Annotated in this window: 19 protein-coding genes; 7 read left to right on the forward strand and 12 right to left on the reverse strand. The window is 61.7% G+C overall.

Annotation, left to right across the window (positions count from 1 at the left end; all coding sequences use genetic code 11):
- Nucleotides 1–202: 202 nt before the first annotated feature.
- The 5 genes from xylB to BLL36_RS27960 are packed head-to-tail and all read right to left on the reverse strand — an operon-like array spanning nucleotide 203 to nucleotide 6,164.
- Complete coding sequence (gene xylB, locus BLL36_RS27940; protein WP_076954826.1) at nucleotides 203–1,663, reverse strand: xylulokinase; 1,461 nt, start codon at nucleotides 1,661–1,663, stop codon at nucleotides 203–205.
- A gap of 17 nt (nucleotides 1,664–1,680) precedes the next feature.
- Nucleotides 1,681–2,673: a LacI family DNA-binding transcriptional regulator gene (locus tag BLL36_RS27945; protein WP_076954827.1), complete on the reverse strand. Its 993-nt coding sequence runs from the start codon at nucleotides 2,671–2,673 to the stop codon at nucleotides 1,681–1,683.
- A 20-nt stretch (nucleotides 2,674–2,693) separates the two neighbouring features.
- Nucleotides 2,694–3,626 carry an ABC transporter substrate-binding protein gene (locus tag BLL36_RS27950; protein WP_076954828.1) on the reverse strand — a complete coding sequence of 311 codons (933 nt, stop codon included), beginning with the start codon at nucleotides 3,624–3,626 and terminating at the stop codon, nucleotides 2,694–2,696.
- Nucleotides 3,627–3,661: 35 nt separating this feature from the next.
- Nucleotides 3,662–4,639: an ABC transporter permease subunit gene (locus tag BLL36_RS27955; RefSeq protein ID WP_076954829.1), complete on the reverse strand. Its 978-nt coding sequence runs from the start codon at nucleotides 4,637–4,639 to the stop codon at nucleotides 3,662–3,664.
- Nucleotides 4,632–6,164: a sugar ABC transporter ATP-binding protein gene (locus BLL36_RS27960; protein ID WP_076954830.1), complete on the reverse strand. Its 1,533-nt coding sequence runs from the start codon at nucleotides 6,162–6,164 to the stop codon at nucleotides 4,632–4,634. The genes BLL36_RS27955 and BLL36_RS27960 overlap by 8 nt, the downstream gene beginning before the upstream one ends.
- Nucleotides 6,165–6,444: 280 nt before the next feature.
- Between BLL36_RS27960 and BLL36_RS27965 the strand changes: the two genes are divergently transcribed.
- The 4 genes from BLL36_RS27965 (at nucleotide 6,445) to BLL36_RS27980 (ending at nucleotide 10,092) form a co-directional block, all read left to right on the forward strand.
- Nucleotides 6,445–7,785, forward strand: coding sequence for a sensor histidine kinase (locus tag BLL36_RS27965; RefSeq protein WP_076954831.1), 1,341 nt, complete (start codon nucleotides 6,445–6,447; stop codon nucleotides 7,783–7,785).
- Nucleotides 7,770–8,150, forward strand: coding sequence for a response regulator (locus BLL36_RS27970; RefSeq protein WP_076954832.1), 381 nt, complete (start codon nucleotides 7,770–7,772; stop codon nucleotides 8,148–8,150). Before BLL36_RS27965 ends, BLL36_RS27970 begins: the two co-directional genes overlap by 16 nt.
- A gap of 9 nt (nucleotides 8,151–8,159) precedes the next feature.
- Nucleotides 8,160–9,380 (forward strand): GGDEF/EAL domain-containing response regulator, encoded by a 1,221-nt coding sequence (locus tag BLL36_RS27975; RefSeq protein ID WP_076954833.1) that lies wholly within the window; start codon nucleotides 8,160–8,162, stop codon nucleotides 9,378–9,380.
- Between the two features lie 364 nt (nucleotides 9,381–9,744).
- Complete coding sequence (locus tag BLL36_RS27980; protein ID WP_076954834.1) at nucleotides 9,745–10,092, forward strand: helix-turn-helix domain-containing protein; 348 nt, start codon at nucleotides 9,745–9,747, stop codon at nucleotides 10,090–10,092.
- Here the strand turns inward: BLL36_RS27980 and BLL36_RS31515 are convergent.
- The 3 genes from BLL36_RS31515 to BLL36_RS27990 all read right to left on the reverse strand — a co-directional run bounded on the left by BLL36_RS31515 (nucleotide 10,083) and on the right by BLL36_RS27990 (nucleotide 11,046).
- Nucleotides 10,083–10,217, reverse strand: a complete 135-nt coding sequence (locus BLL36_RS31515) for a hypothetical protein (protein ID WP_003191171.1) — start codon at nucleotides 10,215–10,217, stop codon at nucleotides 10,083–10,085. The genes BLL36_RS27980 and BLL36_RS31515 overlap by 10 nt on opposite strands.
- Nucleotides 10,218–10,228: 11 nt before the next feature.
- Nucleotides 10,229–10,420 carry a hypothetical protein gene (locus tag BLL36_RS27985; RefSeq protein ID WP_076954835.1) on the reverse strand — a complete coding sequence of 64 codons (192 nt, stop codon included), beginning with the start codon at nucleotides 10,418–10,420 and terminating at the stop codon, nucleotides 10,229–10,231.
- An 80-nt stretch (nucleotides 10,421–10,500) separates the two neighbouring features.
- A complete protein-coding gene (locus tag BLL36_RS27990) occupies nucleotides 10,501–11,046 on the reverse strand; it encodes a hypothetical protein (protein ID WP_076954836.1) in 546 nt (181 codons plus the stop codon).
- A 375-nt stretch (nucleotides 11,047–11,421) separates the two neighbouring features.
- Here BLL36_RS27990 and BLL36_RS27995 point away from each other — a divergent pair, with 375 nt between their 5' ends.
- The gene (locus BLL36_RS27995; RefSeq protein ID WP_076954837.1) at nucleotides 11,422–12,831 is read left to right on the forward strand and encodes a circularly permuted type 2 ATP-grasp protein; all 1,410 of its coding nucleotides are present in this window, start codon (nucleotides 11,422–11,424) and stop codon (nucleotides 12,829–12,831) included.
- Between the two features lie 2 nt (nucleotides 12,832–12,833).
- Nucleotides 12,834–13,784 carry an alpha-E domain-containing protein gene (locus BLL36_RS28000; protein WP_076954838.1) on the forward strand — a complete coding sequence of 317 codons (951 nt, stop codon included), beginning with the start codon at nucleotides 12,834–12,836 and terminating at the stop codon, nucleotides 13,782–13,784.
- Nucleotides 13,785–13,792: 8 nt separating this feature from the next.
- Here BLL36_RS28000 and BLL36_RS28005 read toward each other — a convergent pair whose 3' ends face one another.
- The 3 genes from BLL36_RS28005 to BLL36_RS28015 form a co-directional block, all read right to left on the reverse strand.
- On the reverse strand, nucleotides 13,793–18,274 hold the full coding sequence (locus tag BLL36_RS28005; RefSeq protein WP_076954839.1) for a hypothetical protein: 4,482 nt from the start codon (nucleotides 18,272–18,274) through the stop codon (nucleotides 13,793–13,795).
- Between the two features lie 133 nt (nucleotides 18,275–18,407).
- On the reverse strand, nucleotides 18,408–20,660 hold the full coding sequence (locus BLL36_RS28010; protein WP_076954840.1) for an ATP-dependent DNA helicase: 2,253 nt from the start codon (nucleotides 20,658–20,660) through the stop codon (nucleotides 18,408–18,410).
- Nucleotides 20,657–22,303 carry a VRR-NUC domain-containing protein gene (locus tag BLL36_RS28015; RefSeq protein ID WP_076954841.1) on the reverse strand — a complete coding sequence of 549 codons (1,647 nt, stop codon included), beginning with the start codon at nucleotides 22,301–22,303 and terminating at the stop codon, nucleotides 20,657–20,659. Before BLL36_RS28015 ends, BLL36_RS28010 begins: the two co-directional genes overlap by 4 nt.
- 187 nt (nucleotides 22,304–22,490) lie before the next feature.
- Here BLL36_RS28015 and BLL36_RS28020 point away from each other — a divergent pair, with 187 nt between their 5' ends.
- Complete coding sequence (locus BLL36_RS28020) at nucleotides 22,491–22,715, forward strand: YgdI/YgdR family lipoprotein (protein ID WP_076954842.1); 225 nt, start codon at nucleotides 22,491–22,493, stop codon at nucleotides 22,713–22,715.
- Nucleotides 22,716–22,857: 142 nt separating this feature from the next.
- On the opposite strand, the gene BLL36_RS28025 is transcribed toward BLL36_RS28020, so the two are convergent.
- Nucleotides 22,858–24,192, reverse strand: a complete 1,335-nt coding sequence (locus BLL36_RS28025; protein WP_076954843.1) for a TolC family outer membrane protein — start codon at nucleotides 24,190–24,192, stop codon at nucleotides 22,858–22,860.
- Between the last annotated feature and the right edge of the window lies 1 nt (nucleotide 24,193).

The following is a 24,193-nucleotide window of genomic DNA, read 5'->3' on the forward strand; positions in this document are numbered from 1 at the left end:
GCTCTTCCGATCTTTGGGGCGCGAAGCGGCCCCAGTCAAATCGCCGCGTTTATCCAGATACACCACGGGAGCAGGTTTTGGGGCTGCTTCGCAGCCCAACGCGGGGCAAGCCCGCTCGCCACAACAAAGCCCGCTTGCCATAAGAAGCTCGCTCGTCACGACAACACCACTCGCCACAACAAGCAGTGCTTCGTTGCCATGATCAATCGTGCAGCGCCTTGGCTGCCGTGAGTAAGCCCTGGAACTTTCGGTAGCGCGCTTGCAGCACCGCTTGCTGCCTGGCATCGGGCAAATACCGCTTCTTCACAGGCAAGCCCGACCGCAACAACGCATCCCCCTCCCCGATCGCCAAAAACCCCAGCTTCGCCGCGCCAATGCATGCACTCAACTCACTGCCTTGCAGCGTAAAGATCTCCCGCTGCAGGATATTGGCCAGCAACTGCGCCCAGTATTCACTGCGAGCTCCGCCGCCCACCAGAGCGCACGCATCTATGTCGGCACCGGCAGATTGCACGGCTCGCAAAGCGTCGAGCAGGCCAAAACCCACCCCTTCCATCACCGCATACCCAAGCATCGCCGGGGTGCAGTCATGGCCCAGGTTCATGAAACCGCCACGCAGTAAGGGATCGTTATGCGGTGTACGTTCGCCTGCGAGGTACGGCAAAAACAATGGTGTATCCAACGGCACGGGCTGTGCGATCGGTAGTTGTGCTTGCACCTGATCCAGCAACGTCTGCTCGTCCGGCTGGCCGGTCAGCCGCGTGACCCAGCGCAGGCAACTGGCGCCGGCCAGCATGGCGCCCATGGTGTACCAGCGGTTGGGCAACGTGTGGCAAAAGCTGTGCACGGCGCTGGCGGGATTGCCGGCGGCATGGTCGGTGATCGCGACGATGGCCGCGCTGGTGCCCAAGGTGATAAAGCCGTCACCGGCATTGATTGCCCCGATTCCTACGGCAGCCACTGGATTATCGCCACCGCCGCCCGCGATCACCACGTCCGTCGACAGCCCCAGGCCGGATGCGGTCAGACAAGCACTCGCGGTCCCGCCTTCAATCAACCTGGGCATCTGCTGCGGCGCAAGGCCGGTGGCACGCAGCATCGGGCTGAACCATTCACGGTGTGCCACATCCAGCCACAACGTACCCGCGGCATCGGACATGTCGCTGATGCGCTCGCCCGTCAGGCGCAGGCGCAGGTAATCCTTGGGTGACAGCACACACTCAATCGCCTTGAACACCTCGGGCTCATGGTGCTGCAACCACAGCAGTTTCGGCGCCGTCAGCCCCGCCATGGGCAGGCTGCCGGTCACCCCGGAAAATTCCGCGCCCAGTTGCTCGGCCTCGGCGACAGCGCGCGAGTCGTCCCACAGGATCGCCGGGTACAACACGCAGTTGTCGGCGCCCAACAGCACCACACCGTGCATCTGGCCGGACAACCCGATACAAGCGACCCGGGCAAACGCAGCATGCCCGCGCAATTGCGCCAGCGCCTGCAGACATGCCTGCCACCAGTCTTGCGGCGCCTGCTCCGACCAGCCGCTGTGGCGCCGCGATACACTCAAGCGCACGCCGGCGTGAGCCAGCACCGTGCCATCAAGGTCCATGAGGATAGCCTTGAGTTCCGAGGTGCCGAGGTCGATGCCGAGGGAAACAGGAGTGTTCATACGCACTTTTCCAAAAATCAAATACAGCCACAGGAATGACGCAATTGCAGGGCAGGTGCCAGGCGTACGCTCTGGGGGGGCGCGCCGGGACAAGCCATGCGTTGCAACAGCAGGCCGACGGCACGCGCGCCGAGGGCCTGGACCGGTTGAGCGATCAGGGTCAGGCGCGGCTCGAAAAAATCCGCCCAGTCAAAATCGTCAAACCCGACTAGGGCCATCTGCCCCGGCACGGCGATGTGCGCGTCACGCAAGGCGTGCATGGCGCCCAGGGTCATCAGGTTGTTGCCGGCCATGATCGCGGTGGGCGGCGCAGCCAAACCCAGCAACCGCAGCGTGGCCTCCCGCGCCGGCTCAGTGTTGGAACCGCCACCCACCAGCAGGTGCGGATCAAACGCCAGCCCCGCCGCCTGCAACGCGGCGCGATATCCCTCCACCCGCTCATCGGTGGTACTGAACCCCTCGCGCCCGGCGATAAAGCCGATCCGGCGGTGACCATGAGCGATCAAGTGTTCAACAAGCGCCTGGGTGGGCTGTATGTTTTCCACCCCGACCTGGTCAAACGCCGCGCTCATCATGCGGTCCACAAGCACCGCTGGAATCTCGTTGGCCCGCAGGTACTCCAGCGCCTTTGAGCCATTCGACGGCGCCAGCACAATCCCGTCGACCCGCCGATGATGCAGCGCCGTGACCACCCGCAGCTCCTGCTCCGGGTCGTCATGGGTGTCGACAAACAGCATCATGTAGCCGTGTCTGGCGCACTCGGTTTCTATCGCGTGCACGGTTTCGCTGAAGTAATGGTTGGACAGCGCCGAGATCGCCACGCCAATCGTGCTGGTGCTCGACCGCGCCAGCGAGCGCGCCAGGGTGTTGGGGATGTAGCCCAGCGCCTGGATCGCCTGCTGCACCGCCTGCACCGTCGCCGGGCTGACCTTGCGGGTGCCGTTCAGCACATGGGACACCGTCGATGTCGATACCCCCGCCTTGCTTGCCACGTCGTCCATGGTGACCACGGCGCTGTCCTCTCAACCAATCAACGTTTGCTCGACCAGCCGCTGTACGTACCGACGTTGTCACGGGTGATCAGTTTCGGCGTGAGCAGGGTCACCGCTTCGGCCGGGGCCTTGTCGTTGAGAAGGTCATTGCCCACATTCACGGCGGTCTGCGCCATGGCCCACGGGTCCTGGCTGGCGGACGCCTGGATCTGCGTATCGGTCTTGAGTGCGTTCTCGATATCCGGCGCGCCGTCCACCGACGTGATGATGATGCCGCTGCGCTTGAGCTGCTTGGCCGCCAGGTCACTGCCGATGGCTTGCGGGTCGTTGATCGCGAACAGGCCGTCGATTTTCGGGAAGCGCGTGAGGTAACCCTGCATGGCGTTCAAGCCGCCTTCACGGGAGCCCTTGGCGTCCTGGTCATCGGACAGCACCTTGATGTCCGGCGCAGCGGCCAATGCCGCCTTGCAGCCCTTGACGCGATCGGTCACGGCGGTGACCTGCGGGCCGTTCTGGATGATCACGTTGCCCTTGCCCGCCAGCTTGTCCACCAGGTACTGGCAGGCCAGCTTGCCGGCTTCGACGTTGTCAGTCTGCACCGTGGCGTTCACCCCCTTGGCGTCCACATCCACGGCAACCACCACAATGCCGGCGTCACGGGCTTTCTTGATCGCAGAGGCCATGGCGGACGGGTCGACGGCGTTGATCAAAATCAGGTCGACCTTGGACGAGATGAAGTTGTCTATCTGCGAGAACTGCTTGCTCAAGTCATAGTCGGCCGATACCGAGGTGACCTTGACGTTGGGGTTCAACTCCTTGGCCCGCGCCGTGGCGCCGTCGGCCAGGGTCACGAAATACGGGTTGCCCAGCGAACCCATGCTGATACCGAGGGCCTTGAGCTCGCGCGCTTCGACGGCCTGGGACATCAAGGCAGCCAGGGCCATAACGGGGAAAATGCGTTTGACGTTCATGCGGTTCTCTCTCTTGTGATTGTTGTAGGAGTGAATCAGGTCCGCGCACCGGACTGGCGATAGCGATCCAGCGCCACCGCGCCAATGATCACGATGCCCTTGATGATGTACTGCCAGATATCCGATACCCCCAGCAGCACCAGGCCGTTGGTCAGCACCGCTATGATCAGCGCACCGATCAGCGTGCCGCCGATAGTGCCGACACCGCCGGTAAAGCTGGTGCCGCCAAGGATGACGGCGGCAATCGCATCCAGCTCATAGGATTGGCCCAGCTGCAGGCCGTTGGCGGCGAACAGGCGCGAAGCGCTCATCACCGCGCCCAGCCCGGCCAACGCGCCGGACATGGCGTAGACAAACAGCAGCACCTTCCACACCTTGATCCCCGACAGCCGCGCCGCTTCCGGGTTGCCGCCCACCGAATAGATCTGCACACCCATGACCGTGCGGCGCAGGATGAACCACGACAGCGCAACCACCGCCACCGCAATCACCACCAGCCACGGCACGCCAAGGATCGAGTCATTGCCGATAAAGGCAAACGGCAACTCAGGGTTGAATACGGTTTTGTCGTCCGCCAACAGGCGTGCCAGGCCGCGCATGGCTGTCAGCGCACCCAGGGTGACGATAAACGGCGGCAAGCGCATGAAGGCAATCAACCCACCATTGACCAGCCCCAACAGCAAGCCGAAGCCGATACCGGCGGCAATCCCGAACATGCCGAACTGCGGCGACATCGAGGCTTGTAACGCCACCACCGCCGACGCGGCAAGGATCGCCCCCACCGACAGGTCGATGCCCGCCGTGAGGATCACAAAGGTCATCCCCGCCGCCAGCACCACGTTCACCGACGCCTGCTGGGTGATGATCGACAGGTTCTGCATCGTCAGGAAATTCTCGCTGGCCAGGGCAAAGCCCACCAGCAGCAGGATCAGCACCGGCAACATGCCGACTGTGCGCATCAATTCACGTGCGCGTTCTGCTTTACCGATTGTCGCTACATTCAACTCAGCCATGGGCAACCACCTGATCGCCACCGGTGGCGAGGTCAATAATGCGTTCCTGGGAAATAGCGTGGCCTGAGGCCCCGCCGACTTCAGCGACCAGCTGGCCTTCGCGCATGATCAACACGCGGTCGCAGGTGCCGATGATCTCCGGCAACTCGCTGGAGATCACCACAATGCCGACACCGGCCTGGGCCAATTGATTGATGATGCGGTAGATCTCGGACTTGGAACCGATGTCCACGCCGCGCGTGGGCTCGTCGAGGATCAGCACATGGGGCTTGACCTCCAGCAGCCGGGCCAACAACACCTTCTGCTGGTTGCCACCGGACAGTGCGCCGACATTGACCTTGCCCGACGCCACGCGGATCGACAGTGACTTGATCGCATCCGTGGCGCGCTGCGCGGCATGGCCGCGATCCAGCACACCGCCGGCATGCGCATCGGGCACACAGGCGCAGACATTGATGTTGTCCGCCACGCTCATGTCCAGGAACAGGCCCTGGGCCTTGCGATCTTCGGTGAGGTAAACCACGCCGGCGCGAATTGCGTCCGCCGGGGTGCGCAGTTGGGTGACGGTCTTGCCGACCACCTCCAGGGTGCCCGAGGTGCGTGGGTCGGCGGCGAAGATCAGCCGTGCCAGCTCGGTGCGCCCTGCTCCGACCAGGCCGGCAATGCCCAGCACTTCGCCGGCGTGCAGGTCGAAACTGCAGTTGCGCACGCGCTTGCCATCGGCCATGTCGCGCACTCGCATCACCACGTTACCGGGGTTGTACGCAGCGTGTTCTTTCTTATAGAACCCCGACAGGTCGCGGCCCACCATCATCTTGACCAGCACCTCGGCCGACAGCGCTTCGCGGGTCAGTTCGCCGATGTACTGGCCGTCACGCAGCACCGAGACACGATCCGCCAGCTCGTAGATCTCGGCCATGCGGTGGCTGATATAAATGATTGCCAACCCTTGGCCGCGCAGCTGTTTGATCAGCGCGAACAAGCGGTCGGTCTCGCGGGATGACAACGGCGTGGTCGGCTCGTCCATCACCAGGACCTTGGCGTGGGCATGCAAGGCGCGGGCGATTTCCACCAGTTGGCGCTCGGCAATCGACAGGCTGCTGACCCGCGTCGCCGGGGTGAACTGCGCGCCAAGGCGTTGCAGCACTTCGATGCACCCCGCTTCCATGCCCTTGCGGTCGATGGTCCAGCCACGCCGCAGTTCACGGCCCAGGTAAATGTTCTCGGCCACGCTCAGGTTGGGGCACAGGCTCAGTTCCTGATAGATCACGGCGATGCCGAGGGCTTTGGCGGTAGCGGGGTCGAAGGTGGCGACAGGTTCACCGGCAATGCGGATTTCACCGCCGGGGTCGGCTTGGTAGGCGCCGGAGAGGATTTTCATCAGGGTAGATTTGCCGGCGCCGTTCTCCCCCATCAAGGCGTGGATTTCGCCGGGGTAGACCTTCAGGCCGACATTCTTGAGCACGCGCAAACCGTTGAACGTTTTGCTGATGCCCTGCATTTCAAGCAAGGGTTCAAGGCTCATGCATGAGCTCCTGGAATTATTATTTTTGTCGTCAGTGGGCCGACTCTAATTCAGATACATTTGCTTACGCAAGCGCTTGCCTTGAGGTTTTTCCCTTAGAAGAAACGTTTCATCAACCTACTTTATTGATTAAACACAGAAAGCATCGAATTGACCGTTTGTCTGCTATTGTCCACGCATGTCATCTCATACTCGTTGTCGCCAGGCGATCTTCAGTGAGCATGCTCTGCGTCATCGCAGGTAACGATGGCGGGTCTGAATATCATGCAAGGACGAAGCGATGGACACACCGCTACCCGAACAACCGCAATCGCGCGCGGAAAAAATCGTCGAGTTCAAGCGCCAGAAAACCCTGCTCAAGACCGGCGCCCTGCAAGACGCGATCTTCAACAGCGCCTACTTCTCCAGCATCGCCACCGACGAAAAAGGCGTGATCCAGATCTTCAACGTCGGCGCCGAACGCATGCTGGGCTATGCCGCCGCCGATGTGGTCAACCGCATCACCCCTGCCGACATCTCCGACCCCATCGAACTGGTTACCCGCGCCGCCGCCCTGAGCCAGGAGCTCGACACGCCGATCACGCCGGGCTTTGAAGCGCTGGTGTTCAAGGCCTCGCGGGGGATCGAAGACATCTACGAGTTGACCTATATCCGCAAGGACGGCAGTCGCCTGTCGGCCATGGTCTCGGTGACGGCGTTGCGCAACCGCCACGACACCATCATCGGCTACCTGCTGATCGGTACCGACAACACCGCGCGCAAGCAGGAAGAAGCCGAACGCAAAGGGTTCGAACGCGCCCTGGAAGAAAAGAATCTGGAGCTGGAGCACGCCAGCCACATGAAGTCCGAGTTTCTCGCCACCATGTCCCACGAATTGCGCACGCCGCTGAACGCGGTGATCGGCTTTTCCGAGGCGCTCAAGGACGGGTTGGTCGGCGAGATGAGCGAGACCCAGCGTGAATACATCGGCGACATCTTCACCAGTGGCCAGCACTTGCTGTCGCTGATCAACGACATCCTCGACCTGTCCAAGGTCGAGGCCGGGATGATGGAACTGGAGCTGGAAAGCGTCGAGCTGGCGGGCCTGTTGGCCAACAGCCTGCTGATCGTGCGCGAAAAGGCGGCGTTGCAGAGCATTCAGTTGAAGCTGCAAAGCCCTGAAGACCTCGGCCATCTGGAACTCGACCTGCGCAAGACCAAGCAGATCGTCTACAACCTGCTCGCCAACGCCGTCAAGTTCAGCGAACACGGCAGCTCGGTGACGTTGACGGTGCGCCAGGTAGCGCGCGAGCAGGTCGGGCAGATTTCCGGCGACTGGCCGGTATACAACTTCGCCTTGCCGGCGAGTGTGCATCAACAATTCCTCGAACTGAGCGTCAGCGACACCGGCATAGGCATCGCCGAAGACGACATGGGCAAGCTGTTCAAGGCGTTCAGCCAGATCGACAGCAGCCTGGCGCGCAAATTTGAAGGCACGGGCCTGGGGCTGGCAATGGTCAAGCAACTGACCGACCTGCACGGCGGCAGTGTCGCGGTGGCCAGCCGCGAAGGTTGCGGCGCGCGGTTTGTCGTGTGGCTGCCGCTGCATCGCACCCCGGAGGCCCCATGGCCGAGATCCTGATCGTCGAAGACAATGCAGCCAACATGCGCCTGGCGCGTTTGTTGCTGGTCAATGCCGGGCATACGGTGTTGTGGGCGGCCGATGCCGAGACCGGACTGACCCTGGCCCGCGCGCAGCAACCGGCCCTGATCCTCATGGATATCCAGCTGCCCGGCATGGACGGCCTGGCCGCCACCGCACTGCTCAAGCAAGACCCGCTGACCGCGCACATCCCGGTGATCGCCCTGACGGCCATGGCGATGAAAGAAGACCGCGAAAAGACCCGGCTGGCCGGGTGCGACGCCTACATCATCAAGCCGCTGCGTTACAAAGAGCTGTACCAGGTGATCGACACCTTGCTGCAGCCCGACAGACCCCTCACGTGAGTCCGCTCCATGGCTAGCCAACCCGCAACGTTGTTGATCGTTGATGATGACCCCCAGGTGCGCAAGCTCCTGGAAACGCTGCTGCAACACGAAGGCTACCTGACCCTGAGCGCCGGCAGCGGTGAAGAAGCCCTGCAGAGCGTGGCGAAACAGCCACCGGACCTGATCCTGCTGGACGTGATGATGTCGGGCATGGACGGCTACGAAGTGGCCAGCCGGCTCAAAGGCGATGAAGCCACGGCGGGCATACCGATCATCATGCTGTCGGCGCTCAGTGAATCGAGCGCACGGGTGAGTGGGCTCGAAACCGGTGCCGAGGAGTTCATCAGCAAGCCGGTGGAACGGGTCGAGCTATGGCTGCGCGTGCGTAACCTGCTGCGGCTCAAGGCACGCGGCGATCTGGCCGCCAACACGCCTGGCCCGGCGCCACGGCAAACCGGTATGAACGTGCATGACCTGGCTCGCCAGGACCTGGAAAACGCCTTGCGCCAGGCCGTCGAGCGCAGTGAGTTCAGCGTGCACTACCAGCCCAAGGTCGAGGTTGCCAGCGGCCGCATCTGCGCCCTGGAAGCGCTGCTGCGCTGGGAGCGGCCCAATTATGGCGCGGTGTCTCCGGCCGTGTTTGTGCCGATACTGGAAAGCCTTGGCCTGATCGTGCCCGTGGGACGCTGGGTCATCGACACGGTCTGCCAACAGATCGCCGAATGGCAAAGCGGTGACATTGGCCCCGTGGAAGTCTCGGTCAACGTCTCCGGCCACCAACTGATCGAAGGCGACCTGATTGCCGATATCGCACGTATCCTCGCGCAAACCGGCGTGGCGCCCGACTTGCTGGAGGTCGAGTTGACCGAAGGCTCGCTGATGGAAAACACCCAGCACACCATCGCCAGCCTGCAGCGCCTGCACACCATGGGCGTGAAGATCTCGATTGACGACTTCGGCACCGGCTATTCGAGCCTGGCGTACCTGCGCCGGTTTCCCATCGATACGTTGAAGATCGACATCGCGTTTATCCGCGAAGTCACCACCAACCCTCAGGATGCGGCGATCACCCGCACCATCATCGAACTGGCCCACAGCCTCAACCTGCGAGTGGTGGCCGAAGGCGTGGAAACCCAGGCGCAGTTGGCGTTCCTGAAGGAGGCCGGCTGCGATCAGATTCAGGGCTACCTGTTCAGCCGACCCTTGCCGGTGGACACCTTGAAGCGCCTGTTGCTGGAGCGCCTGTAAACCCCCGAGGGATCGGGCGCTGGCTTGTGTGGGAGCTCATAGGTATCTACACAACTTTCACAGGCTGGCAAATCTCCCTGTAGTGAGCGGGCTTGTCCCGCGCTGGGCTGCGAAGCGGCCCCAAACCAGGCGAATCGGGTTTGTCTGAAACTGCGCGGTGTCTTTATTGGGGCGGCTTCGCCACCCAGCGCGGGACAAGCCCGCTCACTACAAAAATGTGTAGATACCTATGCTATCGCAGGCAAGCCAGCTCCCACATGAATTACCTTGAATGGGTACGGTTGTCGCATTGAGCCTGCAAAAAATTGAATCCTGCGCTGCGCCAGGGTCTCAAACAGGCAATACCCACCGCACGAGTCAGCTCATGAAAAATATAGGCCAACGATTGCAGGAAGAACGTCAACGCCTGGGCTATTCGCAACAGTACCTGGCGCGGGCCGGCGGCGTGACTGCGCGCGAGCAGCAGGGATACGAACAAGGCGAAGACCTGCCCCGCGCCGACTACCTGGCGGCGCTGGCTGCTCATGGCGTGGACGTGGTGTACGTGATTACCGGCAAGCGCGCCACGGTGGTCAATATCAGCCGCGAGCAGGCCCAGACCTTGATCGACAACCGCGTGCTGGGCCAGGAGGTATCGCTGGACCCACTGCCTGAGCATGAACTGTTGTTCAAGCTCAGCGCCCCCTCTGGCCCGCCGCCGGATCAATCCTGATTTTCGGTGTTGCCGACGTCTGCCGCTTCGTCCAGATCGTTCAACGGGACTTCTGCGTCATCCATCAACGAACCCGGGTCTTCATTGCCTGGGTCGTTGAGCTCTTCATCCAGTTCTTTTGACATGACCGTCTCCTCTAACCGCCTTGGGTATCGATATCGGCATCGGTTTGCGTCTTGGGCTCAGGCTCACTCTTGAAGTCCGGGCTGTAGTCGTTTTCCTTGGCCGTGGGGTCTTTGGCCGGGACCGGGTCTTTGGGCGCGTCGGCGGCGGTAGCGGGTGCCGGTTCGTTGCGACCGCTGGCCTGGGGATCGTGGCTGGTATTCATGGGTCACCTCTTCGCAGTGTCGGGAAAATGCAGCCTGCGTAAGTCTAAGGTCGCGCGCGAGGCGCTGAAGTTCCAATTGCTTACGAGCCCGGATTGTCGAACTGAATGTACACCGCATACGCGGCGAGCAAGATCCAGAACACCATGAAGATCCAGGGCGTGCGCACGGAAAAAAGCAAGGATTTGCGGTAACCCTTGTGGGTCGACTCCACTTCGGAAAACAGCGGCGATTCATCGTAGGCCATGCCCATCACTGGTTCGCTGCGCAATAGTTCGCTCTGCTTGAAATGCCAGTGGTCAATGATGTCATAGGCCGCGCGAATCCCTGGCCAGGCGTTCAGGGAGCTGAGAATGCCCAGCAGCGCCAGAAAAAGCGGGACCACCAGCGTAAACAATTTGCCCCACTCGGGGTTCAGGTTACCCATGCCGGAGACAAAGGCGATCACCAGGAACGACTGCGCCGTCAGGTAGGCATCGGTGCGGTTGGCCAGGATCGAGGTTTCGTATTGAATCTCGCGCCGGTAAAAGTCAAGGCGATCCTTGGGCGAGCCGAAGATCTTGGCGTTGTGTTCGCTGTGATCGGTCAGGCTCGATTCCGGGGTGTCGGGTGAAATGATTCTGGGCACGTCGCTACTCCACGCGGGTTCGAGGCCTATTAGAAGATTGGGCCGTGGGCGAAGTTCAAGTTTGTTCGTGCACCTGATTGGGGCGCGCTCTGCCCTGATGACGGGCAGGCTTGTTGTGGCAAGCGGGCTCTCCAGAGCAAACCTGCCCGCCATAGGGTAAATCATCCGCGTCAAAGGGAATTCGGCACAGGCATTGCTTTATCCATTCATCTGGCCGAAAACAGGAGCATTCGTTACCCCCCGACCCAGAGCCGACCTCACAAGAAAGTAACGACCAGGCCCATTGGCACCATCAGCCACGGGCTCATAAAAAATGCGTTTTTTGAAACGGCAGTGCCACCCCCCTGCTCTGCTCGGCACTGACAAGGTACTGGAATGGCTCGATCTTTCTTTGATGAAATGAATGATGCAGACGGCGCGTGTCGTGCGCATTATCAGGATTTTTCCCGCTGGCTGGCGAATACGCCGCCGGAACTGCTGGCCCAGCGTCGCCGTGAAGCCGATTTACTGTTCCACCGCGCCGGGATCACCTTCACGCTGTATGGCGATGAACACGACACCGAGCGCCTGATCCCCTTCGACATCATCCCCCGCAGCATCCCCGCCAGTGAGTGGAGCCTGATCGAACGCGGCTGTATCCAGCGCGTCAACGCCCTGAACATGTTCCTGGCCGACATCTACCACGACCAGCGCATTATCAAGGCCGGGATCATTCCGGCAGAACAGGTGCTGGGCAACGAGGGCTATCAGGAGGCAATGGTCGGCCTGGACCTGCACCGGGGCATCTATTCGCATATTTCCGGCGTGGACCTGGTGCGTGATGGCGACGGCACCTACTACGTGCTCGAGGACAACCTGCGTACCCCCAGCGGCGTAAGCTACATGCTCGAGGACCGCAAGATGATGATGCGCCTGTTCCCCGAGGTGTTCGCCAAACAGCGCATCGCGCCGGTGGATCACTACCCCAACCTGCTGCTCAAGACCTTGAAGAGCTCCAGCCGCCTGGACAACCCCAATGTGGTGGTGCTGACGCCGGGTCGCTTTAACAGTGCGTTTTTCGAGCACGCCTTCCTGGCCCGGGAAATGGGCGTGGAGCTGGTGGAAGGCGCCGACCTGTTCGTGCACGACCTCAAGGTGTTCATGCGCACCACCGACGGCCCCAAACCGGTGGACGTGATTTACCGGCGCATCGACGACGCCTTCCTCGACCCCCACGCCTTCAATCCCGATTCCATGCTTGGCGTGCCCGGCCTGGTGGCCGCCTACTGCGCCGGCAACGTAGTGCTGGCCAATGCCATCGGCACCGGCGTGGCCGATGACAAGTCGATCTACCCCTATGTGCCACACATGATCCGTTTCTACCTGGATGAAGAACCGATATTGCAGAACGTGCCGACCTTCCAGTGCCGCAACCCCGATGAGCTATCCCACGTGCTGGCCAACCTGCCGGAGCTGGTAGTCAAGGAAACCCAGGGCTCCGGTGGCTACGGCATGCTGGTCGGCCCGGCCGCCACCGCCGCCGAAATCGAGGACTTCCGCCAGCGCATCAAGGCCAGGCCCCACGCCTACATCGCCCAGCCCACGCTGAGCCTGTCCACGTGCCCCACCTTTGTCGAAAACGGCATCGCCCCTCGGCATATCGACCTGCGGCCCTTTGTGCTCTCGGGCAAGGAAACCCGCCTGGTGCCCGGCGGCCTGACCCGCGTGGCATTGAAGGAAGGCTCGTTGATCGTCAACTCGTCGCAAGGCGGCGGAACCAAGGACACCTGGGTGGTGGAGGGCTGAGTATGTTGAGTAGAACCGCCGCGGATCTGTACTGGATGTCCCGTTACCTGGAGCGCGCCGAGAACCTGGCACGCATGCTCGAAGTCAGTTACTCCCTGTCGCTGATGCCCCAGGCCGGGCGCAGCGATGGCCTGGATGAACTGGCCATGTCGCTGCTCAGCAGCGGCACCCTGGAGAGCTACCTCGAGCGTCACACACAGTTGGATGCCGAGCGCATGCTGCACTTCTTCGCCCTTGACGAGGAGAACCCCGCCAGCATCTACAACTGCCTGCGCGCCGCGCGCGGCAACGCCCATGCGGTGCGCGGGCGCATCACCGCCGACATGTGGGAAAACCTCAACGCCACCTGGCTGGAGATGCGCAGCATCGCCGCCGGCGGCCTGGCGCGGCATGGCATCAGCCATTTCTGCGATTGGGTCAAGCAGCGCTCGCATCTGTTCCGCGGCGCTACCTCGGGGACCATCATGCGCAATGACGCCTATCGGTTTATCCGCCTGGGTACCTTTGTCGAACGCGCGGACAACACCTTACGCCTGCTGGATGCGCGCTACGAGATGTTCGGCGAAGAATCCGAAGAAGTCAGCGACTTGTCCGCGCGCGGCTATTACCAATGGAGCGCCCTGTTGCGCGCGCTGTCCTCGTTCGAGGCGTATACGGAGCTGTATCCGAATGCGCTGAATGCACGCTCGGTGTCCGAATTGCTGCTGTTGCGCAGCGATGTCCCACGCTCGTTGCACGCCTGTATCGAAGAGTTGAGCCACATCCTCGCTGATTTGCCCGGCAGTTACGGGCGCACGGCCCAGCGGCTGGCGGCGGAGTTCGAGGCACGGCTGAGGTACACCGGTATCGATGAGATTCTGGAGGACGGGCTGCACAGCCGCCTCACCGAATTCATCGACACTGTGCGCGAGCTGGCCCAAGCGATTCACAGCTCGTACCTGGAGGTGGTTTAGGCGGCGCCTCAGGTGAACGTCACAGGTCTATGGCTGAACTTCAGGTACTTCACGGGCTCCTGAAGCAAGAAGTAGGGATTGACTGCCGCGACGTGGTGTTGTGAGTTGGCATACAGAGACCTGACCATCTTTTCACCGTCCGTGCCGTAGAGCTCGTTGGCCTTGGCGAATATTTTCGACATGGGGGTGGAGCCGTGTGTCGCCGTCACGGTCCCCGCGAAGGCGTGAACGGGGCGCTGGATCAAACGCTGGAATTCCTTGGCGAAGGGCTCATTCCCCCGTCCGGCGTAACAGATAAGCAGCCGGACATTGTCATAGCGGCTTGGGTCGATCTGCTTGGCCCTGATTTTGTTCAGCACTTGCTCCGGTGAATACTCTACATCGTTGAGCAGCACGGTATGGCGGTCACCCAGCAAGACGTCAACGGTGTCCAGCTCTCTGCCGTGGGCACAAATATTCAGACGCGTGACGCCTTTTACAGTGTCTTCAAATGTGTAGAGTTCTCCGTCGATCTGAGTAATGGCTTGCATGGTGCCGCCCAAGGCAATTTCGTTGCTGCCTTTCAAATTTCGATCCAGCAGGTTCATCTTGTCGATGGCCACCTCCTGGATATGTGTCATTGCGTTACGCAGCGCGGTTGAGACTTGCGGCGTAAAGCTCGTGAGCGCCAGCCCGTAGGCATTACCGCCCTGCACATCGTAGCCATACCACTGCGCCGAAGGCTTATCGTATTGAGCGATGACGCCCACGGTTTTCGCATCGACCTGCGCATTGCCCACCGCCACATCCTCACGCTGTGACAGGGTTTCCAACTGCGCCGGCGTGACCAGATGCTGTGGGTTCAAGCCATAGCCTTGGGCCGACAATGAGCCGAATTTCTTGCCGATCGCCATGGGCATCTCCGCTTGCTGCGCGGAGGCGGCGGTGAAGCCTGCGCCCCCAAGCTTTTCCGTCGCGTCTTCTACGCTGAGCACGCCGTGCAGCCCCGGCATCAACAAACCAAACACATCCAGCTCAGCGTCGGTGAATGCCCCGGTGTAATCGCCTTCGCCGGCCTTGCGGTAGGCCGAGACGAACGGAATCAGGTTAATCAGCGTTTCTTTGACCCGTTGATCAAACTGCTGGTGTTTTTCGTAGTTCGTAGTGCCTTCAGCGGTTTTCTCCATCGCTTCGACGTCAGATAGCACAAAATTGGCGGCGGCTTGAGCAATGGCCACGGAAGACGGGTGGGCATAGCTGTCGGGCGCTCCATCGCCATTCTCGCCGCTTGCCGTTGCTGTCAGTGGCAAGCGGTCGATGATGAGATCGTCGCTGCGTGCATTCGCGCGCGGTACGGTGCCCTGCAGGTAGGCGGCATAATCGAGGCCCATCGACCGGCCAGACTCGACCCCTTGAGTCACCCCACCGGCGAAAACTTCCGGGCGCTGTGCAGCATTGCTGGGCCCCAGCTCAAAGGTATCGGGCAATTGAGGGTTTTTCCGCAGGATGCCTTGAGCCGGGAACAGTTCGTAACACGTGCTGGGGGACGTACGATGGGTGCGAATCAACAGGCCAAAATGCCCACGCCTTGCCTGCGCCTGCGCTTCATACGGCGTGCGGGAATTGACGAAAAAGCCTTCACGCACCGAGTACAGCTCGGCCTGGCCGTACGCCAGGTTCTTGCGGTCTTCAAGGGGCAATTGGGCAATCATATTCTGGACATTGACGGCGATACTGCCTTTAAACGCGGCGAGATAATCTTGAAATTCACGATGAAATCGCTGTTTGAAATCGGGCTGCTTTTCCAGCGTCTCCTTGACTTGGTCAAATTGCACGGTGGGATCCTCGCTCACCCACTTGACCGTCGGATGCGCAAACGCACCCGCCATGTACAGCTCCAGGATCGAAAACCGCTCCGCGGTGGCGTCGCGCAGCCGCTCGTACAGCCCGAAGGGCTCGAGGTAGAGGGCGATGCGGTCGAATGGTTCTTCGGACTTTATCGATGGGGTTTCTACATCGACATCGCTGCCCAGCAGTGTCTTGAGCTCTGCCAGTGCCATGTCACGACGCGAAGGCGCCTGGCTTTGTTGCACATTGCTGGCCTGCACCAGTTGCGCAAGGCGTTGATTGAAGCGAGTTCGCGCCTCTGCGAGCTGTTCCTGCGGATAGGCATCGTCCGCGCGCGGCGCGACAACCCCATTGGCTACGGCCCAGTCCACAAGGGCATTGCGCTGGGCCTGTGACTGTATCTGGCGCCCGACGGCCGTCACCGGTTGGCTCTGGCCAAATGTCATGACCTGCTTGAAGGTCATGTTGCGAGACGTCCCCGGCGCGATCTGTTCAATACGGGCCACCGAGCTGGCAAGGCTGGCCCAGGTATGGGACCCATAGACAACGCGGGTGGGGATATCACGGACCAGGAATTCGGGCCCCATGTGACCGAGCAACAACCTGGCCGCGGCCGGCGCCTGCGCTTGACGCACCTTGCCTTGGGCGACGAGGTGCCGAGCCAGGTTGTCGATAATCTGCGCTGGCGGTCGGCCCCAATTGTCGCTCTGGGCCAGATCGTAGCCCGCGACATGGTTGCGTCGGGTACCCGCAGCCGGATCCAGGTCCAGCACCAGGGCCGTCAGGGTCCAGTCAAGAGCGCTGGTGCCGCTGGATTTGCCGTTCAGCGCCGCTTCCAGCGCCTTACCCAGTTTCTCGGCTGCCGGGTTTGAAAGCATTCGCTCCAATACCTCATCAGGCGCCAGCGGCAGGCCTGAAGAGATGTCGGGACCTGCCAGCGCCTGCCAGACATTGCCGCCCTCCTCCACGCCCGCCGCTCTGGCAGCCTGCTCAATCTGGGCGCTGACCTGCGTGCGTTGCTGTGTCGTCAGCAGTTGTTTACCGAGCAACGGCCAATAATCGCCCCGCGTGCCAGGTTCCGGCAGTTGAAATGACAGGACCTTGAGAAGATTCATCAACTGCTCGCGGGTGCTCGGCAGCTCGAAGCCACTACCCTGCAGAAATTGCTTGAGGCTCACTTGCGTCGGCCCACCGGCCAGCCTCTGCTGAGCGAACCCGGCGTGTGGGTGCACCTGCATCGACGTGCTGTCGAGCAACCCACTGACCGACGCCATCGGGCCGGCGGCCGCAGCCTGTTCAACCGCGCCAAGCGCCTGGATCAGGTTGAACCGGTCTTGAGCCACACCCAAGGCCAGGCGCTGCGCGGCCAGGCGCGAAGTTGAGCGCGGGTCCGGCTCGGTGAACGCGCGATTGAAAGGAGCCTGGTTACGCGCAAGCCGGTCGGCGTCGATTTTTGCCTGCGCCTTACTCAAGGCGCGGGTGTTCTCACCGTAAAACGCCCCGACCAGCATCAGCGGCGGGGCGTTCTCCGGGAACCCGATCGGTGGGCGGAGGAAGTTGAAGCGCGGGTCTGGTGCTATCGCCGCGCCTGCAGCAAGGATCGGCCCCGCTACACTTGACCAGCCCGAGTCATCCTTCAAACTCAGTGAGCGGGGACGACCGTTGAACGTGCCGACCACCGAGCCGTCGCGCTGGCTCACCACCATGGTCTGGAGGTCCAAGCCACTGGAGGCTGCCCAAGCGAGAAAATCCGGACTTTTGAACGTATCGCAGTACACCTGCCACCATTGCCCGAACCGCGAATGTGCGGACACGTCCGGCAAGCGTGTGCCGTAGCCCAATGCCTCGCCCCACGCTTGTTCGCGCAGCATGTCGCTGTAGTGCAAGGCCAGCGCCCGGTCGGCGGTGGCCTCGGACGACTGCAGGGGATCGCCAATGACAAGGCTGTAACGGTCACTGATATCGGCAAGTCGTTGGCGATGTTCGGCCAGTGCGTGAGTGCCTCGGGCCATTGGCGATCGCTGCATGTCGCTGGAAGGAGTCGGCGCAAAGCCACCGGCTTGCTTCAGTGCCTGCGCCCTGGCCCGAGCTTGCTCCGCGGTTTCAGGGGGGTGGGTCTCACCATAAAAGTTGCCGACCACCGCCAAAGGAATTCCCGCAGTGGGCGCTTCCAGCACCAGCTTGTGACCTTCTCTGGCCGGCACCAGCACTTTCGCAGCCTCTAGAATGGGCGCCGAAATCGCCTTCCATCCCGCGTCGGATTCAGGGCGTAAATAACCTTGTTTGCCATGGAAGGAACCCGACAGGAAGCCACTGTGGGGTTCGAGCACAATGCTGAAAATATCCAGGCCGCGCTGCTCGCACCACAGCAAAAAAGCCGGGTTCTGCACGGCGTCCCGGTACTGCTGCCACCATTGGCCGATGGAGGAATGCCGAGGGATATTATCCATATGAGTGTCTTCATAGCCCTCGGCATGCGTCCACTGGGCGCTTTCCAGAGCCTGGATATAGTGCTGCAGCACCGCCTTGTCGGCGGCGGCTTGGGAGAATTCCTGCTGATCGAATTCAGGCGCCCGTGAATGCCCGGCCTGAGACAGTGGCTGGGTGGACGGCGGCAGGCTTGCAGCGTTCGGTTCGGTGTAGGCGCGACTGGAAATGAGCATGGCGATAACCACGTGGCAGGTGACCGCATGTGAGTGGCCATGTGTCTCGTAGGCGCTGCACACATTTGATAAGTAAATATTACCGTTTTCGTGCGCGATTCGGCGGTGCAGCGCCGTTATTGCGCGTCGAAGTTCAAACGTCCCACCAACGTGGCAGCAATTGGCGCACCCGCGCCTCGCCGAACCGATCATCGATCAACATCACCACGCCGCGGTCCTGCTGGCTGCGGATCACCCTGCCCGCCGCCTGCACCACTTTCTGCAGCCCGGGATACAGATAGGTGTAGTCGTAGCCGGCGCCGAAGATCGCGCCCATGCGCAGTTTCATCTGCTCGTTGACCGGGTTCAGTTGCGGCAAGCCCAACGTCGCAATAAAGGCCCCGATCAAACGGGCGCCCGGCAAATCGATGCCTTCACCGAACGCGCCGCCCAGCACGGCAAAACCGATGCCCTGGCTGTGCTCGGTGAATTGATCGAGAAAGGCTTGGCGCTCGGCCTCGGCCATGCCGCGTGACTGTTGCCACAACGCGATCTGCGGGTGTTTCTCGGCCAACAGCCGGGCCACTTGCTGCAGGTAATCAAAACTTGAGAAAAACGCCAGGTAGTTGCCGGGCTGTCGGGCGTACTGGCGAGCGATCAACTCGACGATCGGCTCCAGCGAGGCGTGCCGATGGACGAAGCGCGTGGAGATTGCGTCGACGATGCGCACCTGCAACTGCTCGGCCTTGAACGGCGACTCCACGTCGATCCAAGCCGTATCCGCCGGCAGCCCGAGCAAGTCGGCGTAATAGTGCCGAGGGCTTAGGGTCGCCGAAAACAGCGTGCTGCTGCGGGCGGCGGCCAGCCGTGGGCGGATGAATTCGGCGGGCACCACATTGCGCAGGCACAGGGTCGAGCTGCTGCGTTTGCCCATGAGCTGACGCTTGCTGATATCGAAAATAAAGTGTTCGTTGAACAGTTCGGCGACCTTGGCGAATTGCAGTACCTCGAAATAGAACGCCTGCAGGTCACCACTCAGGGTTTCGGGATGGTCATTGAAATACTCGCCCATGGCGCTGGCGCACAGGCTCAGGGCCTGCAATAGTTTTTCAGGCCGCGCGGCATAGGCCTGGTATGGCGCGAGCTGGTCCTTGTGCAGCGCGTTCCACTCGCGGTTGAGGCGCTGCAAGGGTTTCTTCAGGGGGTCGGGTGCGGTGTCGCGCAGGGTCTTGAGGCTGTACTGGTCGAGGCTGGCGCTGTACATCGAACGGGCGCGTTCGACCAGGTTATGCGCCTCGTCCACCAGCACTGCAACACGCCACTGGTTGAGCTGGGCCAGGCCGAACAGCATGGCGCCAAAATCGAAGTAGTAGTTGTAGTCGGCGATCACCAGGTCGGCCCAGCGCGCCATTTCCTGGCTCAGGTAGTAAGGGCACACGTCATGGGCCAGGGCCACATCGCGCAGGTTGCGCTGGTCGAGCAGGCGCACCTTGGACGCGGCGACGCGCGCGGCGGGCAACCGGTCGTAGAAACCCTTGGCCAAGGGGCAGGCATCGCCGTGGCAGGCTTTGTCCGGGTGCTCGCAGGCTTTGTCCCGCGCCACCAGCTCCAGCACGCGCAGTTGCAAGCCGGGGCTGGCGGTATACAGCACCTGCGCGGCGTCCAGGGCAAGTTTGCGACCGGGCGTCTTGGCGGTCAGGAAGAACAGCTTGTCCAGTTGCTGGGGCGCGAGGGCCTTGAGCAGCGGAAAAATCGTGCCGATGGTCTTGCCGATCCCGGTTGGCGCCTGGGCCATCAAGCAGCGCCCGGTGCTGACGGCCTTGTACACCGATTCGGCGAGCGAGCGCTGGCCGGGACGGAAACCGGCATGGGGAAACGCCAGGGTTTGCGCGCTATTGTTGCGCGCTTCGCGGTGCTGCATTTCCTGCCGGGCCCAGCCCAGGAACAGCGCGCATTGCTGGTTGAAGAACGACTCGAGCTGCGCGGCTGGAAAGCGTTGGTTCAGCAGCGTCTCGCCTTCACCGACGATATCGAAGTACACCAGCGCCAGGTCGATCTCCAGCAGGCCGAGTTTGCGGCACATCAGCCAGCCGTACACTTTGACCTGGGCCCAATGCAGTTGTCGATGGTTGGCCGGCTGGGCATCGAGATCGCCGCGATAGGTTTTTACTTCTTCAAGGCGATTGGCGTCGGGGTCGTAACCGTCCGCCCTGCCCCGAACCTTGAGTTGCTGGTATTCGCCTTCAAGCGCGACCTCACTCTGGTAATGCGCGCTGCGCCGCGAGGCGACAGTGCGGTGGCCGACAATGCCCTCCTGCGCGCTGGGGGACGGGGTAAAGCGCAGGTCCAGGTCGCCGACCTTGGCCGTGAACTCGCACAATGCACGCACTGCAACGCTGTAGCTCAAAGGGACTGCGCCCAGCGCACATAGCAGACCGTTACGGGCATCTGGTATTCGCCGCAGAACTCCAGCCAGCGCAGTTGGTTGTCTTGCAGGCGGTCACCGGGGCCCTTGACCTCGATCATGCGGTAGGTCTTCTGCGCCGGCCAGAACTGGATCAGGTCAGGCATACCGGCGCGGTTGGCGCGGATATCCAGCAGCAGCCGCTCGAACCAATAGCGCAGATGTTCGGCGGGCAGGCAGGTCAATGCCTGGTCGAGCAGTTCTTGATTGAGCAGGCTCCAGAACACGAAGGGCGACTGGATCCCCCACTTTTCGTCGTAGCGCCGGCGGATGGTGGCTTTGTAGCGCTCGTCCTGCAGTTGCTCGAAACACGCGGCGAACAGCGGCGCGCGACGCAGGTGGAAGTCTTCGCTGTGCAGGTCCACCGGCCCCCGCTGGAACGGGTGGAAAAATGCCCCCGGCAACGGCGCAAAGATCGCGTCCCAGCACAGCAGGCCGAACAGCGAATTGATCAGGCCGTTTTCCACGTAGTGCACCGGCGCATCGGGTTCGCTGAGGTGAGCCTGCACGCAGTACTCCACCGACATCAGCGGCTCGGGCAGCGCCAGGTCCAGGTCCAGGCGCGTAACGGGGCGTGGCTTGGCCCGGGGCACGGCCGGCTCGCCCAACTTGCGGCGCAGGCGAGGCAATACGCGCTGCAGGTGCTGCTGCTCGGCGGCGCTTTCCGGCGCCTGTTGCGCGGTGTACACCAAGGCCATGGCCTGGGCGTAATCCTCCTGGCGTTCGAGCACGCGGATCAGTCGCGAGCGGGCGCCTGGGTAGGCGCAGTTGCGATAAATCCGTTGCGCCAACGCCAATTCGGCGGTGCGCTCGCAATACTGACCCACCTGGAACAACAGCTTGGCCCGGCGGTTTTCCAGCCAGGGGTTATCGGTACTCAGGGTGGCGATCCGGGCCAGGACGTCCTCCAGCGCTTCACCGGTTTCAAAGGCCTGCTGGCACTGATGCAGGAACAGAAAACCATGCACGTCCTCGCGGCTGCGCAGGCCACGGGATTGTGCACAGAACTCGACTTTTTCGTAGGTGTGGATGCCAAGGTCGGCCAGCACGAACTCCGACCAATCCTGGTGCAAATTGCCGAAGAACATCAGGCGCAGGCGATCGCACAGCTCCATCACCGTGAGGCTGTACAAGGCATCAGCAAGGTCGGGGCACCAACCGGCAAAGCTGCGACTGTCGGTGAATTGCGTCGACAGGCCTTCCAGCCAATCGGCTTTCTTGCCCTTGGGCTGCTCGATCCAGGGCTTGAACGCGCCGAGAATCTCGCTTTTTTGCAGCAAGGCGAACAGCGCTTCAAAATTCAGCAGGCACTGGGCGTCAACCCAACCCAGTGCCTGCAACGGTACGGCGGCGGCGTGGGGGCAGCCGATCTCCTGGTAGGTGAGTTTACTTGCACGAAAATGCGCACCCTTGCGCATCACCATTCGCACCAGCAGTGCCTGTGAGGCTTGGGGCAACCTGTCAAATTGCTGAATGAAATGCGCTTCTTGCGGGTCAAGCAGATCCGCATAGCGTTGCCCCAGCCAATGCAGGACCTGGCGGAAGTTATGCAGGTAATAGAGCGGGTCGTCGAGGGGGTTGGCCATGGCGTGCAGCAATCAAATACTGGTTATGCATACAGAGTGCCGTTGCGCATGCCAGGTTGCAATCGGTAATAGATAAATGGCGCCTGCAACTTTTTGCATAAAAGTGATCAGATGGAGGAATCAATGGCGTAACATTTGTTCCCCCGCGGCCTCTGGCGTGGGACTTTCCAAGGTTAAGGTAAGGGTTATGAACATGAAGAATCTGGGGCTGCCACTGGTTGCACTCACTGTTCTGCTATTGGCCGGTTGCGCGACGCAAACCGTAGTGACGCTGCAAAACGGCACACAGTATTTGACCAAGGACTCGCCAAAAACCAAAACCGTCGACGGTTTCTATGAATTCACCGACATCGCCGGCAAACGCATCCGCGTCAAGGCCGATGATGTGGCCACCGTCCGCAAGGAAGACTAAGCATATCCATCCCTGTAGTGAGCGGGCTTGCCCCGCGCTGGGGCGCGAAGCGGCCCTAATACAGTCACCGCCCAGTTACAGATAAAACCGTATCGCCTGGGTTGGGGCTGCTTCGCAGCCCAGCGCGGGACAAGCCCGCTCACTACAAACGCGGTCCGAACGCTTCGTCTACCTTGGCCAAGTCGGTATCGCGCAGATTTCCCGCGTAGTAATGCAACTTGGTCCAGGCCATCAGGTAGTCGTAACGGGCCTGGGCCAGGTCGCGACGGGTGCTGTACAGCTGTTGTTCGGCATTCAGCGCATCCAGGTTGACCCGCTCGCCGCCCAGGATGCTTTGCCGGGTCGACACCACCAGCGCTTCGGCTGAGGCCAAGGCTTTCTGGTAAGCGCGCAACTTGCTCACGCCGGACAGACAGGCACTGAACTGGCGACGCAGCTCGATCAGGGTCTCGCGGGTCTTGCCCTCCAGTTCGTACTCGGCCTGCTCCATGGCGCGGCTGGCCTGGCGCGTGGATGCCGAGACACCGCCACCGGCATACAACGGCACGCTGACCTCCACGCCAATAGTGTTGGTGTCATAGCGCTGGTTGTAGGTGTTGCCGCTGTCGGATTCCTGCTGGCGCGAACTGGCGTAGGCCGTGACCTTGGGCAGATGCCCGGCGCGGTTGCGCTCCACTTCATAGCGCGCCACTTCCAAGGCCTGGCGCTGGGAGGCGAGCGTGGGGTTATTGCTGATCGCCAATTCGTGCCACGTGTCGTAGTTGGCCGGGCTCAAGGTGAACGCAGCGAACCCCTGGTTCAGCGGCGCCAGGTCGTGGATGTTGACGCTCTGCACGCCGATCAAGGCGCCCAGCTCCCTCAATGACGCGTCCTGTTCGTCCAGCGCCTCGATCTCTTCGGCGGTGGCCAGCTCATAGCGCGACTCGGCTTCGAGAATATCGGTACGGGTGCCCTCGCCCTGCTGGAACAAATGCCGGTTCTGCTGGAATTGCTGCTCAAAGGCCTTCTTCTTGGCGCGGGCGATGTCGATCTGGTCCTGGGCGAACAGCGCCTGGGTGTAATAGGTCAGCACCCGCACCAGCAGCGCCTGGCTCTTGTCGCGAAAGCTCTCATCGGCAAACAGCGCCTGGGCCACGCCTTTGCGGTAGTTGGCATAGGCTTCGTAGTCGAACAACGGCTGTTGCAGACTGAAGGTGGAGCCGTAGCTGTTGTAGTTGCGGTCGTCGCGATAGCTACCGCCGCGCCCGTCCGGCAAGTGCGCCTCGGAGTTGTTGCGACCCTTGTTGTAGTTGTAGGAAAGCTTGGGCAGCAGGCCGGCGCGGCCGATGGTGCGGTTTTCCAGGCCGGCGTCGCGTTCCTTGATGGCACCCAGGAACACCGGGTCGTTGCGCAGGGCTTGCTCGTACACGTCGAACGGGCCCATGGCGGCTTGGGCGCTGGCGCAAGTCAATAGCAAGGCGAAGAACACTGGCTTCATG

It is taken from the genome of Pseudomonas cedrina subsp. cedrina (assembly GCF_001983175.1).
Lineage (GTDB): Bacteria > Pseudomonadota > Gammaproteobacteria > Pseudomonadales > Pseudomonadaceae > Aquipseudomonas > Aquipseudomonas cedrina.